Raw genomic sequence first — 16,632 nt, 5'->3', positions numbered from 1 at the left:
AAAATTTACATTTTTTTTTACTGCTAATTGTGTGTTTTCGACACTAGGTTTTTCGCGATTATTCTTCGCATCGGTGCGTCCGCCAGGGATACAAGTCTAAAGATTTTACCAACTATTTTATTATTTTATCAATTAATCTATGGGAATTAATACTCAAAGTAGATGTCGTTTCAAGGGACGATATATTCTTTCTCTCTTTCTTGCCTTTGGTGTGGCACTTGGAGCATTTGCTCAGTCCACTGTAAAAGGTAAAGTTAAAGATGATCAAGGCCAGGGCCTGCCGGGTGTAAGTGTTGTGGTGAAAGGAACCACAGCAGGATCCGTTTCGGATATTGAAGGTAATTACACCGTTAGCACAGCCAGCGGAAACGCAGTATTAGTATTTTCTTTTATCGGTTACCTAACACAAGAAATTCCCCTTAACAACAAATCTGTTTTAGATGTTACGCTGGCAACAGATGTAAAATCTCTGAATGAAGTAGTAGTCGTTGGTTACGGTACTGCAAAAAAAGCAACTTTGACCGGTTCGGTAGTTGCTGTTAAAGGTTCTGAGCTTGAAAAAGCACCAGCTGCCAACCTTTCCAATACATTGAGCGGACGCCTTCCGGGTGTATCGGCGGTTCAGGCAAGTGGTGAGCCAGGTTATGATGGATCGGCAATCCGTATCCGTGGTACCAACTCTTTGGGTAATAGCGATGCCCTTATCGTGGTGGATGGTGTTCCTAACCGTAGTGGTGGTTTGGATCGTATCAATCCTGCTGATATTGAAAGCGTTTCTGTTTTGAAAGATGCTGCTGCTGCGATTTATGGATCACGTGCAGGTAACGGGGTTATTTTGATCACTACAAAACGTGGTAAATCAGGCAAGCCTCAATTGTCATATGATTACAACTTCGGTTTGGCTCGTCCTACACGTACGCCAAAAATGTCGGATGCTGGTGAATACGCTACGATCCGTAACGAATTGCAAATTTATGACAACATTCCAACAGCTGAGTGGAATGGTGCATTGACTGGTTTCAACACAAACGGAAGCTATAAGACTACAAAAGGTGACGTAGTTAATGCAGTTTTTACACCAACAGATATCCAGAAATTCAAGGACGGTTCAGACCCTTTGCTTCACCCAAATACCGACTGGTACAAGGAAGTTATCAAACCATGGTCACCACAGCAACGTCACAATCTTCAGTTGATGGGTGGTAGTGAAAACGTAAAATATCTTACTTCCCTTGGTTATTTAAATCAGGATGGTATTTACAAAAACTCGGCAACAGGTTACAAACAATACAGCTTGCGTATCAATCTTGATGCAAAAATCAATAAGTATGTAACTGCAAAACTTGGTATTGCAGCACGTGAAGAATACCGTTTTCAACCTAATGGTGGTGACGCAGGCGCTATCTTCCGTATGTTGATGCGTGGTAAGCCAACTGAAATTGCTATCTGGCCAAACGGATTACCAGGTCCTGATATTGAAAACGGACAAAATCCGGCTCTTATCACAACCAATTCAACAGGGTACATTCGCGATAAAAGAGATTACGTTCAAACCAATGGATCGGTTGAAGTGCTTATTCCAGGTGTTACAGGTTTGAAAGTAACAGGATCAGCTGCAATCGATAAAAAGTTTGGCCGTGTTAAAAACTTTGCTCAGCCATGGAAACTTTACTATTGGGATAAAAAAACGTATGAAGCTGACGGAGTTTCTCCATTGTTGACAGGTTCTGTTCGTTCTACTTTCAATGATGCCCGTCTTACTGAAACTTCTTCTCAGGAATTGTCAGTGTTATTGACAGGTCAGGTGAACTATGACAAGACTTTTGGAGCACATGCATTTAACGTAATGGCTGGTGTTCAGCACGAGAAAGTTGATGCGGATGGTTTTTTTGCTTACCGTCGTTATTTTATCTCACCAGTTGCTGATCAACTTTATGCGGGTGGTAACCTTGAACAGAACATCGGTAACTCCGGATCTGTTACTGTAAATGGTACTACTTACAACAACACAGATATTTATCAGCGTGCACGTTTGAGTTATTTTGGACGTTTGGGTTACAACTACAAAGAGAAATATCTTGCTGAATTCTTGTGGAGAGCGGATGCTTCCTACATTTTCCCTAAAACGGGTCGTTGGGGTTTCTTCCCTGGTGTATCTGCCGGATGGAGAATGTCAGAAGAAACTTTCTGGAAAAACAATATCAAATTTCTTGATAACGTGAAATTAAGAGCTTCATGGGGACAAATGGGAGCTGAGGCTTATTTGCCAAACAGTTCTACATTGGCTGAATATCAGTATTTGTCTACAATGTCTTTCAACTCTTACATTCTGGACAATCAGGTTGTTAAGTCATTGTACGAAGCGCGCGTTGCTAATAAAAACTTCACATGGGAAGTTGCAAATAACTCAAACGTAGGTTTTGAAGGATCGTTGTTTAAAGGGAAAATTAACTTCGAGTTTGATTATTTCTACAATGTTCGTTCTAAAATACTTATTCAGCAGACAGGTTCTACGCCTTCATCGGCAGGTATCGATGGAAAACTTCCTCCTGTGAATTTGGGTAAAATGAAAAACAAAGGATATGAATTCAAAGTTAGCTACGACGGAAACGCGGGCGATTTGAATTACTCATTTGGTGTGAATGGCGGTTATGCCAAAAACAAAATCACTTTCTGGGATGAAACTCCTGGTATCCCTTCTTACCAGACAACAACCGGTAGACAATATCAGGCATTCCTTGCTTATCAGTATGACGGCGTTTTCAAAGATCAGGCTGCTATTGATGCAAACAAACTTGATTACAGCCCAATCACAGGAACAATTCGTCCTGGTGATATGAAGTTCAAGGATGTGAATGGTGATGGTAAAATCAATGCGGATGATAGAGTTCGTCAGGATAAAACACAGCGTCCGACTTTCACAGGTGGTGCAACAATTAACGCGAGCTACAAAGCTTTTGATATCGCGATTTTGTTTCAGGGAGCAACGGGTGGTTTGCAGTATATCGGGCAAACGGAATCAGGTGATATCGGTAACTATTTGAAATACGCTTACGACCACCGTTGGACGATCGATCACCCAAGTGAAACTGATCCTCGTTTGGCTAACCGTAACAATACCTATTATACCAACACTGGTAACGCAGGGGCAAATACTTATTATTTGAGAAGTAACAATTACCTACGTTTGAAAAACATCGAAATTGGCTGGAACCTGCCATCTGATCTTGGTAAAAAAATTGGTGTAGGAAGCTTCCGTGTTTATGCAAATGCACTAAACATCCTGACATGGGATAAAATTAAAATCTGGGATCCTGAGTCCACTAACACAAGCGGACAATATTATCCTCAGTCGAAAATTATTAACATGGGTGTTCGCGTATCATTCTAACGAATATTAAATTATGAAATTCAATTATAAGAATATAATACTTTTTGGATTACTCGGTACCGTTGGTTTGGTATCCTGTGACACAGACTTCCTGGAAACGACCCCGCAAACTGAAATCAGTTCGGATCTTGTCTGGAAAGATGGTGCATTGTCTGAAGCCTTTGTTACTGAAATTTACAATGGTTTGCAGCAAGGAGGGTTCGCTGAGCAAATGCTTGCTTCCCTGACGGATGAATCGGTATTTACCCATACCGGCAGAAACATCAATACGATCAATGAAGGTAGTTTAAGCCCTTCAAACCTTGGTTGGGAAGATGATACATACAGATGGAGCCCGATGTATACACGTATTCGTGCCTGTAACATTGCTCTTCAGAATTTGTACTCTAGTACTTCTTTTACAGATCAGGTTCTGAAAGACCGCTTGAAAGGTGAAACACACTTTTTGCGTGCTTACTTCTACCAGCAACTTGTACGCTACTATGGTTCTGTTCCTTTGGTTTCAAAAGTATATGGCCTTGGTGAAGATTATACCATAGCAAGAAATACTTATGATGATTGTATCAAGTTCATTATTAAAGATGCTGATAGTGCAGCTGTTTACCTTAGTGGTAAAACTTTGCAATCAGGGCGTGCGACCAAATTGGCTGCACTGGCTTTGAAATCACGTGTTCTTCTTTATGCGGCCAGTGATCTGCATGATATTCCAACTGCCAAATCGAAATCAAGTGTTATTTCCGGTTATGCAAATCCTGAGTTTTTAGGTTATGTTAGCGGTGACCGCAAGGCTCGCTGGACTGCTGCATTGGCTGCTGCAAAAGCAGTAGTAGACGTAGCATCTGGTTACAAATTGAATCTTACTGCGCCGGTTACTGCTGAACAGGGAAGATTAAACTACATTTCTTTGGCTATGGGAGGCGGAAGTGCCGATGGGACATTAGATGCTTCTGCATCTGTTGATCTAATCTTTGCACGTCAGTTTACTCCTGGTAAAAGCGAAGGTGCCCGTCAGACAGGTTTGAACAATGGCCCTAACGGGTACCATAACTGGGCTGGTAATACGCCAATCGGTTTGCTTGTTGATGACTATCAAATGATGGATGGTACAACATTCCACTGGACTAATCCAGTACATGCAGCGGCTCCTTATGTAAACCGGGATCCACGCTTTTATGCAAGTATTATGTATGATGGCGCTCCTTGGAAACCGCGTGATAAAATCTCTGGTAACGTTGATCCGGCTAACCAAATCCAGACGGGAACTTACGACCTTGCTGATAGTAAAGGTGCATTGATTAACAGAAAGGGATTGGATACACGCAGCAGCTCTATTGAAGACTGGAACGGTAGCCGTACAGGTTACTACGTTCGTAAGTTTATCGATCCAAATCCTAATTTGGTTGACAACACAGATCGTCAGAATATTCCCTGGCCATTCTTCCGTTACACCGAAGCAGTTTTCAACTTTATTGAAGCTTCTATTGAAACGGGTAATGAAGCAGATGCATTATTGTGGTTGAATAAAATCCGTTACCGTGCAGGTATGCCAGCTATCAAAGCAAGCGGAGCTGATCTTACTACGGCTTACCGTCAGGAAAGAAGAATTGAAATGGCTTATGAGGAGCAACGCTATCACGATGCAAGACGTTGGATGATCGCACCAACTACGCTGGGCAGAAAACTTACATTCATCAGCGTTTTGGGTAAATTCAAAGCGGGTAAATCGATGACTGAGCCTTACAAACATGATGAGTCGGTTTACTCTTATACCTATTCTCCTGTGGAAGATGTCCAACATGAAAACCGTCAGTGGCTGGATAAAATGTACTTCCGTCCGTTTGGTCGTGATGAAAGCAACCGTAACAAATTATTGCTTCAAAATCCTGGTTATGATAAATAATTCAGCGGGCTTGATATTAAATAATGAATCAGTATAATTTAATTTATCATACTGTTTAAATTTACCGGAAACTATGTCTGCTTCGTGCAGGCATAGTTTCTTTTTTCTATAAAATCATCTATTTTCTGTTTCAATCATGAAACTAAAAAATGGCTTTTCAAAAGCCGCCTTCCTGTTCGTTATTGTTGCCCTGGCTGGTTGTAATAAATCAGAAAAATCCGCAGAGAATAAATCAGAAGTTTCCGGAACGCCTCTTTTTACTTTACTGCCTGCTGAAAAAACAAAAGTGGATTTTGTCAATACATTAACCGAAGGTTTGAACACCAACGTGCTCATGTATGAATATTTTTACAATGGTGGCGGAGTAGCAGTTGGCGATCTTAATGGTGATGGGCTGGATGATATTTATTTTACCGGAAATATGGTTTCAAACAAACTGTACCTCAATAAAGGGAACATGCAGTTTGAAGATATAACTTCCGCAGCAAATGTTGCAGGCCGGGAAAGTCCATGGAAAACCGGCGTAACAATGGCCGATGTGAACGGTGATGGCTTACTTGATATTTACGTCTGCTATTCGGGGACAGTTTCTCCTGACAAATTAAAAAACCAGTTATTTATTAACAAAGGGCCTAATACTTCCGGCATTCCTCAATTTGAAGAAAAAGCAGAACAATACGGTTTGGCCAATTCCAGCACTAGCACACAAGCAGCATTTTTTGATTATGACCGGGACGGTGATCTCGACATGTTTTTGTTGAACCACAATCCCAAAGCATTACCAATTTTAGATGAATCTTCAACTGCTGAAATTCTTAAAAAGGAAGATTCTTCGGCCGGAGCAAGATTGTTCCGTAATAATATGAAAAAAGGTTCAGAACCTTTTTTTGAAGATGTAACGAAAAAAGCGGGCATTCAAAGTTCTGAGCTCAGTTATGGATTAGGTATAGGTATTTCCGACGTTAACATGGATGGCTGGCCGGATATGTACATTTCCAACGATTATTCTGTACCTGATTTTTTATACATCAATAACAAAAACGGAACGTTTACAGATGTTATAGATTCGGGCATCGGGCATACTTCCCATTCTTCTATGGGAAATGAAATTGCGGATTTTAACAATGACGGTCTTCCTGATATTTTCACGCTGGATATGTTGCCGGAAGACAACCGCAGACAAAAACTTCTGGTTGGGCTGGACAATTATGAATTGTTTGATTTCAACGTAAAAATGGGTTTTCATCATCAGTACATGCGGAATATGCTGCAACTGAATGAGGGTATAATAGGAAAAGCAGGTAAAATTGCAACACCTATGTTTTCAGAAATCGGACAATTATCAGGCGTTTCGAATACAGACTGGAGTTGGGCTCCACTCTTTGCTGACTATGACAACGATGGCTGGAAAGATCTTTTTATAACGAATGGTTATTTGAGAGATTATACCAATATGGATTTCCTGAAATATATGGGAGATCACCTGAAAAGAAAAGAGGGCCAGGTCAGGAGGGAGGATATATTGGAACTTGTAAATCAAATACCCTCATCGAACCTTAAAAATTATCTGTTCCGGAATAACAAGGACTTAACCTTTAAAAACGTTGCCACAAACTGGGGCTTGGGTCAAGTCTCAAACAGCGGGGGAGCAGCTTATTCGGATCTTGACAATGACGGGGATCTGGATTTGGTAGTGAACAATATTAATCTTCCTGCTTTTATTTATCAAAATGAAGGAAGCAAGCAATTGAAAAATCATTACCTGAAACTGAAACTGGTTGGTGAAGAAAAAAATACGCTGGGTACGGGAGCGAAGGTTTCAATTTATCAAAATGGTCAGCAGCAATATCTGGAACAAATGCCGACACGAGGATACCAATCCAGCGTGTCACCAATTTTGCATTTTGGACTTGGAAATTCGGGTATGATTGATTCTCTGAAAATCACCTGGTTAAGTGGAAAACAGGAGAAACTGATTAACCCGAAAGCAGATCAATTACTTACTTTATCCGAAAAAAATGCGAAAGGTGAAAAAGTAATATTGGCGCCTGAAATTCCAATTTTTAACGCCATTTCTTCCCCTATTGCTTACAAAAATCCAGCTAATAAAATTAACGATTTCAAGCGGCAGCCGCTTATGGTGAATGCAATTTCCTTTTCAAATCCCAATTTGACAAAAGGAGATGTGAATGGTGATAAGTTAGAAGACGTATATGTCGGTGGAGGCTATGGTGAAGCAGGTAAATTATTTACGCAACAAAAAAACGGAAGTTTTATAACTAAACCAGTTGCTGCATTCGAAGCAGATAAACAAAGCGAAGATACGGACGCTGCATTTTTTGATGCCAACGGTGACGGATTTATTGATTTGTATGTAACCAGTGGTGGTTATGCCAATTTTATGTCCGAAGATGTTTTGCTGCAGGACCGGCTCTATATTAACGATGGAAAAGGGGATTTCACAAAGAAAACAGATGCTCTGCCGAAAATGCTGTTTAGCAAAAGTTGTGTCAGAGTTGCTGATTTTAACGGAGACGGAAAACAGGATTTGTTTGTTGGCGGAAGGGTAATCCCAGGCAGATATCCGGAAGCACCCAGAAGTTATATTCTGATCAATAACGGAAAAGGCCAGTTCACAGATCAAACGGCTAAAATAGCTCCGGAACTGGAAAGAATTGGTATGGTTACAGATGCAGCCTGGACGGATATGAATGGTGACAAAAAGCCGGATCTGATTCTGGTTGGAGAGTGGATGCCGATAACGGTGCTGGTTAGTAATAGCGGAAAACTGACAGATAAAACGCTGGATTATTTTGAAAAAGAATACAGTGGGTGGTGGAATAAAATCCTGGTTGAGGATATAAATGGTGATGGTAAACCGGATTTGGTGGTCGGTAATATTGGATTAAATACGCAATGTAAAGCAAGTGATACCGAACCGGTGGAAATGGTTTATAAAGATTTTGACGACAATGGTTCGATGGATCCGATTCTTTCCTTTTACATCCAGGGCAAAAGCTATCCTTATGTAACGCGGGATGAAATGCTGGATCAGATGAGTATTATGCGGACACGTTTTCAGGATTATAAAAGTTATGCGGAAGCAACGGTAACGGATATTTTCACACCGGAGGAATTGAAAGATGCCTCTCATTTGACTTCCAACTTTTTGAAAACGGCGTATTTCGAAAGTAATGCATCGGGTAAGTTAAAGGAAAAATCTCTTCCGCTGGAAGTTCAGTCTTCACCAGTCTTCACCATTACTTCGGTTGATTTTGATCAGGATGGTAAAAAGGATTTACTGTTTTGTGGTAATAGCAGCCGTGCTCGTTTGCGCTTTGGAAAATATGATGCGAATTATGGGACCTTGTTAAAAGGAGATGGTAAAGGAAATTTTAAATATATACCACAGAATAAATCAGGTTTTGCGCTGAAAGGTGATGTGCGAAGTGTGCTTCCAATTGGAAATACGCTATTGTTCGGAATTAATCAGCAGGAAATAAAAGCATATAAAATTGTTAAAAAATGAAAATTCAGTTCCTTCTTTCGCTTCTGTTAATTGGTGTTTTAACTGGGTGTAATAAAAAAAATGAAAAATTGCCAGATCTGAACGGTTCTGTTATTGGCCAGGTTACCAGTCAAATGACCGACGTAATGGTGCATGATGTGACCAATCCACCGCTTGGGGCGCGCTTTTATTCTTATGCATGTCTGGCAGGTTATGAAGTGGTGGCTCAAAATGATTCGGCATATAAAACGATGCATGGCGTTTTGAATGATTTCCCCGAAATTAAAAAACCGGAAGGAATAACAAAGTATTCTTACCAGCTGAGCGCAGTGCTGGCCATGTTGGAAACAGCAAAAAAAATGCAGCCTTCAGGTGGTTTGATGCTTCAAAAATTTCAGGATCATTTGGTTGACTCCTGCAAAACGATTGGTTTCAGCGAAGAGATTATTATGGGCTCAAAGGAATATGCATTAGGAATCAGCAAGCAGATCTTGAAGTACGCGAAGGCCGATAAATATAATCGTATCAGCAATTTTCCAAGGTATGCGCCTATGGAAGGAAAGGGAAACTGGTACCCGACTCCTCCGGGATATTTTCCTCCTGTTGAGCCGTATTTCAAAACTGTTCGTCCGTTTACGCTGGATACTTCTTCACAATTTCGTCCCGCTCCCCCAATCCCTTTTTCAGAAGATAAAAATTCTGATTTCTTTAAAATGATGCTCGCCAATTATCATGTGAAAGCAGAAGGCCAAGCAAAAATTACCGCGGCATTCTGGGATTGCAATCCTTTTGCATTGGAAAATAAAGGGCATTTATTGGTTGGAATGAAGAAAATTTCTCCAGGTGCGCACTGGATTGGAATTACAGATATTGCTTGTAAACAGGCAAAAACAGATTTCCCGAAAACGTTGTTAATCACTACTTCCGTAGCGATTGGCCTGATGGACGGATTTATGGCTTGCTGGGATGAAAAGTACAGAAGTAACCGAATTCGCCCGGAGACCGTGATCCGTAAATATATTGACCCAAACTGGAAACCGTTTTTACAAACTCCCCCTTTTCCCGAATATCTAAGCGGACATTCCGTAGTTTCTTCGGCTGCGGCTGTCATTTTAACCCATTATTTTGGAGATAATTTTGCTTATACCGATACCGTTGAAGAGCGTTTTGGATTGAAAGCAAGAAAATTCAAATCATTTAATGATGCAGCGAAAGAATCCGGATTATCAAGATTTTACGGCGGGATTCATTTTATGGATGCGGTTGAAAATGGCTGGATACAAGGCGATAAGGTTGGGCATTGGGTGGTAGGGAAGCTTTCGGCAGTCGGCGATCAGCAGTCAGTTTCTGGCAAACATACAGCAAGCCGGTAATTCGAAATTATTAGTGACTGAAAGCCGATTGCCGAAAGCAGACTGCCTAAAATATTATTTCTTTTTCAGCTAACAACTCCTTTGTATACTTATACCCAATATCAAATAGTTTCTGCGCTTTCGTAAAATCGAAGGTATTAAATGTACCTAGTTCAGGTGCTTCAATAAGAAGATCGCAACGATCCAGACTTGCCTTAGCCTTATGCCGCATGGCCATTCGAATACTTCGGACCGCGATTTGGTGCATGTGTGAAAAAGGTTTATCAAAAAGAAGCGGGTTGCAATGAATTCCAATAATGTAATCAGCTTCTTTTTCGATTGGCGCAACCGGTAAATTGTTGAAAATCGCGCCATCAATTAAATCACGACCTTCCAGATTGAACGGTTTGAATACCCCGGGAAGACAACAAGAAGCCAGGATGACTTTCCCGAGATTTCCACTTCTGAACGTAACTTCCTGTCCGGCGTGAAGATCTGTCGCTGTCACTGCAAGTGGGATTTTCAAAGCTTCAAAGGTATTTTCCGGAATATATTTTTTGATTATCTCTTCAACTCTGTCGATTTTCAATAAGCCGCCGAAACTGAATCCGAATCTCAAATAAGAACTGAACCGGGTTTTCAGGATTATCTCAAAAATCTCGTCGGCAGTATATCCGTAAGCGATCAGTGCACCTATGAAAGAACCTGCGCTGGTTCCGCTGATAATGTCTGGCTTTAACCCATATTCTTCAAGTGCTTTGATCGCACCAATATGAGATATTCCACGGGCTCCGCCGCCTGATAAAACTAATGCGATCTTTTTCATTTTTTGTTTAAACTCAGTGTTGATGGAGTTTTGCGCGGAGTTAGGTGAGTTTTTTTATGTAATTTAGAATAAAATATACGGTGTCCAGTTTGTAATAGAAACCTGATTCTAAAATATAAACTTGTAAAGTTATGAATACCAAGTACGAATTAATCATGTATTGGAGTGAAGAAGATAGTGCTTTTATAGTTGAAGTTCCTGAATTGGCTGGGTGCATGGCTGATGGACAAACGCAAAGCGAAGCTCTAATTAATATTCAAATTGTTATTGATCAGTGGATTGAAACGGCAAAAGAATTGGGACGAGATATTCCAAAAGCGAAAGGCAAATTGATGTATGCCTAACGATCAAAGAAAAATTCCCAAATCTCCTCTTTGCAGAATCTTGATTCCTTTTTCTGTATTTTCTACTATCGCTGCTTCGTAAGTAGGGTCGTGTTCGAACAATAGAATGCATTTTTCTTCCGCTGCTTTTTTTAGTACTGCTTCTTTTTCAACCATGGTTATTAATGGTCTGACATCATAGCTCATTACCCAGGGAAGTGGCAGATGAAATGAAGATGGGACTAAGTCGGCTGCATAAATGATCTTCTGGTTTTTGTAGGTAATAACGGGCAGCATCATTTGTTCGGTGTGTCCGTCTACATGGATGAAATCTATATTTGAGAAAGGAGAAATGCCCTTTTCGATAAATTTAAGTTGCCCGGATTCTTTAATTGGTAAAATATTTTCCTTCAAAAACGACGCTTTTTCTCTTGGATTCGGATTTGTTGCCCATTGCCAGTGTGTTTCGTTTGACCAGTAAGTTGCTTTTGGAAAAGTGGGTGTCAGAAGCGATTTGTCAGTATTGTATTTTACGGCTCCGCCGACATGATCAAAATGTAAATGGGTTAATACAACATCTGTAACATCCTCGGTTGAAAATCCTGCTTTTTTTATTGAATCTATTAAAGTGGCGTCTCCGTTCAAATCATAAAATCCGAAAAATTTTTCGTCCTGTTTATCACCAAGTCCGGTATCAACAAGGATTAATTTATCCCCATCTTCAATCAACAAACAACGCATTGCCCAGTTGCAAAGGTTTTTTTCATCAGCCGGATTGTGCCGGTTCCATAAGGTTTTAGGAACCACACCAAACATTGCACCGCCATCAAGCTTGAAATAACCTGTATCTATAATATGTAAATTCATAAGGGCAGAAATATATTTAATCGTCTTACCAGTAGCTTTGGCGGTAAAGTTAGTTATTAATAGAGAAGTTGGTAATTCTAACGCTCAACTTGATGGCTCAAAGCTGTCATTCAATTTTCAACACTCACCATTTTTTATGTTTTTTAATTCTTGTTTGCGCAAATTGTCAGGTATTTTCAGTTTTGCATTAATACTAATCTTTCAAATTTCCTATGCGCAAAAATTACCTGTTCAATATGTCGAAACACGTATTGGTACGGCACCAGCGGCTACTGAAAGTGCAGCAAAACACAGCGAGGCGGGAAGTGAATTAAAAGGACAGACAATGCCTGCTGTGGGAACGCCCTATGGAATGACGCAATGGACTCCGCAGACAAAATCAACCGAAACAAAATGTATTGCGCCTTATTACTATGCGGATACGAATTTTCAGGGATTCCGGGGAACGCACTGGCTGAATGGTTCCTGCGTTCAGGATTATGGAACGCTTACGGTTATGCCAATTTCAGGAGAACTTATTGTAAATCCTGAAAAACGTGCTTCCGGATTTCGACATGAGACTGAGATCGCTACACCTGCTTATTATAGTGTTAAGCTTGATGATTATAATATCACTGCTGAGGTAACTTCCCTGGCGCGCTCGGCAATGCTTCGTTTTTCCTATGCAGAAGGAAAGGAAAACTTCATTATAATTGAGCCAAACAGCGATGAAGGAGAAGGTTTTGTTGAAGTTTTCCCGGAAAGGGGAGAAGTTGTTGGTTACAATCCGGTTCACAGAATTTATCAGGGCTCGGGACAGTCTGCCGGATTCAGTGGTTATTTTGTTTTGAAATTTGATACGCCTTTTACACAATATGGCGTCTGGGAAGCGGATACAATTGTACCAATGGGACGGACAAAAATGGGAAAAGGAAAACGTGAAAAGCTCGGTGCTTATGTCGGTTTTGGTACAAAACAAAAATCAGTTATTGTCCAGATCGGGACTTCTTTTACAAGTTTGGAAGGTGCCCGGAATAATTTGAAAAAAGAACAGTTGGGCAAAAGTTTTGACACCATCCGCAAATCAACGGAAAATGAATGGAATGATGCTTTGGGTAAAATGAAAGTGAAAGGAAGTGAAAAGGATAAAACACTTTTTTACAGTGCACTTTACAGAACAAAACTTTCTCCGCGTTTGTATTCCGATGTTGATGGTCAATATCCATCTTTTGCGGGCGGAACACCTTTGCAAAAGGCAGATGGTTTTGATTATTATTGTGATTACAGCATGTGGGACACTTTCAGAGCTGCAATGCCCTTACATGCGCTTTTGGAACCGAAAAAATCGGGAGACATGATGCAGTCATTGGTAAAAAAAGGTGAACAGGGAGGTTGGATGCCTATTTTTCCTTGCTGGAATAGTTATACAGCTGCCATGATTGGCGATCATGTCATGTCTGTAATGGCTGATGCTTATGTGAAAAATGTAAGGAATTTTGATATTGAATCAGGTTATAAACTGTTAAGGAAAAATGCTTTTGATACCAATTCTGATCCAAAAAGTTATGAAGCCGGAAAGGGGAGGCGAGCGCTGACATCTTATTTAAAATACAATTACGTTCCATTGGAAGATAGCGTCTGGCAGGCTTTTCACAAACGTGAACAGGTTTCCAGGACACTGGAATATGCCTATGATGATTTCTGTCTTTTTATTTTGGCAGAGGAATTGGGTCATACCGACGACGCAGCTTTACTTCGAAAACGAGCTCTGAACTATCAGAATGTGATTGATCCGGTAACTGGTTATGCCCGGGGAAGATATGCGGATGGAAGCTGGATCAAGGATTTCGATCCTTTTTCCAAACGTTCAAGTTTTATAACGGAAGGTTCGTCGGCTCAATATACGTGGTTTGCTCCACAGGATATTGAGGGATTAAAAAAAGCGGTTGGCGGTGAAAAGTCGTTTATCAATAAACTGGATACTTTATTTGATCAGGGCTATTATTGGCACGGAAATGAACCTAATCATCAGATTCCTTACCTGTATGCTTATGGCGGACAGTCCTGGAAAACACAAAAAAGGGTTAAAACTATTATCAGGGAAGAATATGATACAACACCTGGCGGCCTAAGTGGAAACGAGGATGGCGGACAAATGTCCGCATGGCTGGTATTCAGTATGGCCGGATTGTATCCCGTTACACCCGGAACGCCATTTTACGTTTTGGGAACACCAGTTTTTGAAGAGACTTCCCTGGAATTGTCTCATGGTAAGAAGTTTAAGATCAAAGCGAATGGTGTGTCGGAAGAGGCAATTTATATTCAGTCTGCCAAATTAAACGGGAAGCCATATACCAAAACTTATTTGTCGCACGACGACTTAACAAAAGGTGGCAGTCTGGTTTTGGAAATGGGTGTCAAGCCAAATGAAAACCGGGGAAATTCAGCTTCAGATGTACCGCCTTCTTTATCAAAAGAATAAAGTTTGAAAGGGTAGTTGTAAAATGGTATTATAGGTATTTAAAATTGCATCAATTAATTTATTTGTAAAATATAATTTTGAATAAATTAATTGATGCCATATTAAATTTGTAATCGAGTAATGTCTTGACTAATTTTCGTTAAAATACGTCCATTACTCCCTTTCAAATGAATCGTAGAAATTTTTTTCAAAAAGCAGTTCCGGCAAGTTTTGCTCTTGGCGCTGTTGCAGCTTCCTGTACACCTAAAACGCAAATCCAATATCCTGATAAACATTATCACATTAGCAAAGGCTACCATCAGATTCCAAAGCTGCGTTTGTCAATGGACCGGATTGTGAAGGAAACCGTGGGTTTGCGGCCTTTCCGGGCATCAGGCCCGCGGATTGAAACGGAACAATTGGGAAACAAAACCATTGTTCATAATTACGGACATGGAGGAAGCGGTTGGTCGCTTTCGTGGGGTACCGGCAATATTGCGAGAAAATTGGTTTTGGCGACGAACGAGAAAAAAATTGCTTTGCTGGGATGTGGAGCGGTAGGAATTGCGACGGCGCGTTTGTTACAGGAAAGTGGCTGTGAAGTAACAATTTACACAAAAGACGTACCTCCGAATATAACAAGCAATCTGGCTACCGGAACCTGGTCGCCCGCTTCCAGAGTTTGTGATGTTAATGTGGCAAAACCAGAATTTAAAGCCATTTGGGAAGATGCAACACGTTTTTCATTCCGGCGTTTTCAGTTTCTTTTAGGGATGGATGATATTGCGTGCTGGGCTGAGGAATATAGCGTTTTTAACAAAGAACCAGTCTATGCGCCAGGCGCAGGTGGAGAAGAATTTGAAATACATGGCTTGCTGCCTGAACGTGTGAGATTAACTTCAAAAGAACATCCGTTCAAGGCTGATTTCGTTTCCAGAAGATCAAATTTAATGTTTAATATTCCATCGTATCTTAGACACCATCTTAATGATTTTCTGATGTTTGGCGGAAAAGTCAAAATTCAGGAAATAAAAAAACTGGAAGATATTGATGCCTTACCAGAGCGTGTTGTAGTCAATTGCATGGGATTAGGAGCAAAACCAGTTTTTAACGACCAGGAATTAACCCCAATATCCGGACAACTTTCCTGTCTGATTCCACAAAGTGACGCCAATTATAAATTGTATACGCAGGGTGCGAGTTTCATTTCCCGAAAAGACGGAATTTACATTGGCGGCAACGGAATAATAGGAAATTGGGATACAACCCCGAGTAGAGAACAAACCGAAAAAACCGTAGGTATCCTACAAAAATTAATGGAGGAAATGCGCGGCTAATTCCTTTAGAAACTTAGCCCTGAAAGGGCGTCATATCTTAGCCCGGGGCACCGCCCCGGGTTTTCGTGTTATCATTGGTTTTCGTATTATCACAGGTTTTTGTTTGGTCGGTTTTAATACAAAATGGCCTCCTGATTAGTCAAGAGGCCGTTTTATAACAAATATTTTTATTGCGTCGATAATTTTATTAATTCCCTTTATTTTTCTTCTTTTTAACACCATCCGCAATAAGTCCAGTACCCACACCGACACCACCACCAACTAAACTTCCAACCAACGCACCTTTAGCGCGATCTCCTTTACCGATGATGGCTCCTGCAATGGCACCTGTTCCTGCACCAATAGCTGCGCCTTTTGCAGCATTATTCCATTTTTTCTTTCTTGGCGCGGCTTGCGGAGCTTGTTGAACTACATTACTATTGGCAAGAGCCTGCTTGTTATCTTCTTCTATTTTATTTTTCTCCTCTTTTTCGGAAGCAACATTCCGCATAGAATCAATTACAGCCTGTTTGGTAATGACAGCTTGCATAGAATCAACCGTTCTCTGTTTTTCTCTTAATAACTCGGCGTCTTTATTTGAACTGCTATTACAGGAAGATAATATAAAGGCACCAAATACTATTGAAAGGATCGTTTTCATAACTTCGATTTTAGGTTTATCACTGATACGTATAGTAACCTCTAAAAT

General features: G+C 40.6%; 10 protein-coding genes. 7 read left to right on the top strand and 3 right to left on the bottom strand.

Translation table 11 applies throughout. The annotated features are described in order from the left end of the window. Positions 1 to 139: 139 nt before the first annotated feature. The 4 genes from FDK13_RS11505 (at position 140) to FDK13_RS11490 (ending at position 10,172) form a co-directional block, all read left to right on the top strand. Entirely contained in the window at positions 140 to 3,391 is a 3,252-nt protein-coding gene (locus tag FDK13_RS11505) for a SusC/RagA family TonB-linked outer membrane protein (protein WP_137340150.1), read from the top strand. Positions 3,392 to 3,404: 13 nt separating this feature from the next. Next, complete coding sequence (locus FDK13_RS11500) at positions 3,405 to 5,291, top strand: RagB/SusD family nutrient uptake outer membrane protein (RefSeq protein ID WP_137340149.1); 1,887 nt, start codon at positions 3,405 to 3,407, stop codon at positions 5,289 to 5,291. A gap of 136 nt (positions 5,292 to 5,427) precedes the next feature. After that, positions 5,428 to 8,820 (top strand): VCBS repeat-containing protein, encoded by a 3,393-nt coding sequence (locus FDK13_RS11495; RefSeq protein ID WP_137340148.1) that lies wholly within the window; start codon positions 5,428 to 5,430, stop codon positions 8,818 to 8,820. After that, on the top strand, positions 8,817 to 10,172 hold the full coding sequence (locus FDK13_RS11490; RefSeq protein WP_137340147.1) for a vanadium-dependent haloperoxidase: 1,356 nt from the start codon (positions 8,817 to 8,819) through the stop codon (positions 10,170 to 10,172). The genes FDK13_RS11495 and FDK13_RS11490 overlap by 4 nt, the downstream gene beginning before the upstream one ends. Positions 10,173 to 10,218: 46 nt before the next feature. Here FDK13_RS11490 and FDK13_RS11485 read toward each other — a convergent pair whose 3' ends face one another. Beyond that, positions 10,219 to 10,977 carry a patatin-like phospholipase family protein gene (locus FDK13_RS11485; RefSeq protein ID WP_137340146.1) on the bottom strand — a complete coding sequence of 253 codons (759 nt, stop codon included), beginning with the start codon at positions 10,975 to 10,977 and terminating at the stop codon, positions 10,219 to 10,221. A 131-nt stretch (positions 10,978 to 11,108) separates the two neighbouring features. On the opposite strand from FDK13_RS11485, the gene FDK13_RS11480 reads away from it, so the two are divergent. Continuing rightward, positions 11,109 to 11,321: a type II toxin-antitoxin system HicB family antitoxin gene (locus tag FDK13_RS11480; protein WP_137340145.1), complete on the top strand. Its 213-nt coding sequence runs from the start codon at positions 11,109 to 11,111 to the stop codon at positions 11,319 to 11,321. A 3-nt stretch (positions 11,322 to 11,324) separates the two neighbouring features. Here FDK13_RS11480 and FDK13_RS11475 read toward each other — a convergent pair whose 3' ends face one another. Beyond that, positions 11,325 to 12,167 carry an MBL fold metallo-hydrolase gene (locus tag FDK13_RS11475; protein ID WP_137340144.1) on the bottom strand — a complete coding sequence of 281 codons (843 nt, stop codon included), beginning with the start codon at positions 12,165 to 12,167 and terminating at the stop codon, positions 11,325 to 11,327. A gap of 136 nt (positions 12,168 to 12,303) precedes the next feature. Here FDK13_RS11475 and FDK13_RS11470 point away from each other — a divergent pair, with 136 nt between their 5' ends. After that, entirely contained in the window at positions 12,304 to 14,628 is a 2,325-nt protein-coding gene (locus FDK13_RS11470; RefSeq protein WP_137340143.1) for a GH92 family glycosyl hydrolase, read from the top strand. Between the two features lie 167 nt (positions 14,629 to 14,795). Further along, positions 14,796 to 15,944, top strand: coding sequence for an FAD-dependent oxidoreductase (locus tag FDK13_RS11465; protein ID WP_137340142.1), 1,149 nt, complete (start codon positions 14,796 to 14,798; stop codon positions 15,942 to 15,944). A gap of 187 nt (positions 15,945 to 16,131) precedes the next feature. Here FDK13_RS11465 and FDK13_RS11460 read toward each other — a convergent pair whose 3' ends face one another. Continuing rightward, positions 16,132 to 16,584 carry a YMGG-like glycine zipper-containing protein gene (locus FDK13_RS11460; protein WP_137340141.1) on the bottom strand — a complete coding sequence of 151 codons (453 nt, stop codon included), beginning with the start codon at positions 16,582 to 16,584 and terminating at the stop codon, positions 16,132 to 16,134. Positions 16,585 to 16,632 lie beyond the last annotated feature (48 nt).

Source organism: Dyadobacter frigoris (assembly GCF_005280585.1).
GTDB lineage: Bacteria > Bacteroidota > Bacteroidia > Cytophagales > Spirosomataceae > Dyadobacter > Dyadobacter frigoris.
Note: the sequence above shows the minus strand (reverse complement) of the source record. Positions and strands in the feature narration are given on the sequence as shown.

Bases quoted from the DNA above. Each gene is read 5' to 3' on its own strand.
- FDK13_RS11490 (WP_137340147.1), top strand. From the start codon at position 8,817: ATGAAAATTCAGTTCCTTCTTTCGCTTCTGTTAATTGGTGTTTTAACT.
- FDK13_RS11465 (WP_137340142.1), top strand. From the start codon at position 14,796: ATGAATCGTAGAAATTTTTTTCAAAAAGCAGTTCCGGCAAGTTTTGCT.
- FDK13_RS11480 (WP_137340145.1), top strand. From the start codon at position 11,109: ATGAATACCAAGTACGAATTAATCATGTATTGGAGTGAAGAAGATAGT.
- FDK13_RS11495 (WP_137340148.1), top strand. From the start codon at position 5,428: ATGAAACTAAAAAATGGCTTTTCAAAAGCCGCCTTCCTGTTCGTTATT.
- FDK13_RS11485 (WP_137340146.1), bottom strand. From the start codon at position 10,977: ATGAAAAAGATCGCATTAGTTTTATCAGGCGGCGGAGCCCGTGGAATA.
- FDK13_RS11475 (WP_137340144.1), bottom strand. From the start codon at position 12,167: ATGAATTTACATATTATAGATACAGGTTATTTCAAGCTTGATGGCGGT.
- FDK13_RS11505 (WP_137340150.1), top strand. From the start codon at position 140: ATGGGAATTAATACTCAAAGTAGATGTCGTTTCAAGGGACGATATATT.
- FDK13_RS11500 (WP_137340149.1), top strand. From the start codon at position 3,405: ATGAAATTCAATTATAAGAATATAATACTTTTTGGATTACTCGGTACC.
- FDK13_RS11470 (WP_137340143.1), top strand. From the start codon at position 12,304: ATGTTTTTTAATTCTTGTTTGCGCAAATTGTCAGGTATTTTCAGTTTT.
- FDK13_RS11460 (WP_137340141.1), bottom strand. From the start codon at position 16,584: ATGAAAACGATCCTTTCAATAGTATTTGGTGCCTTTATATTATCTTCC.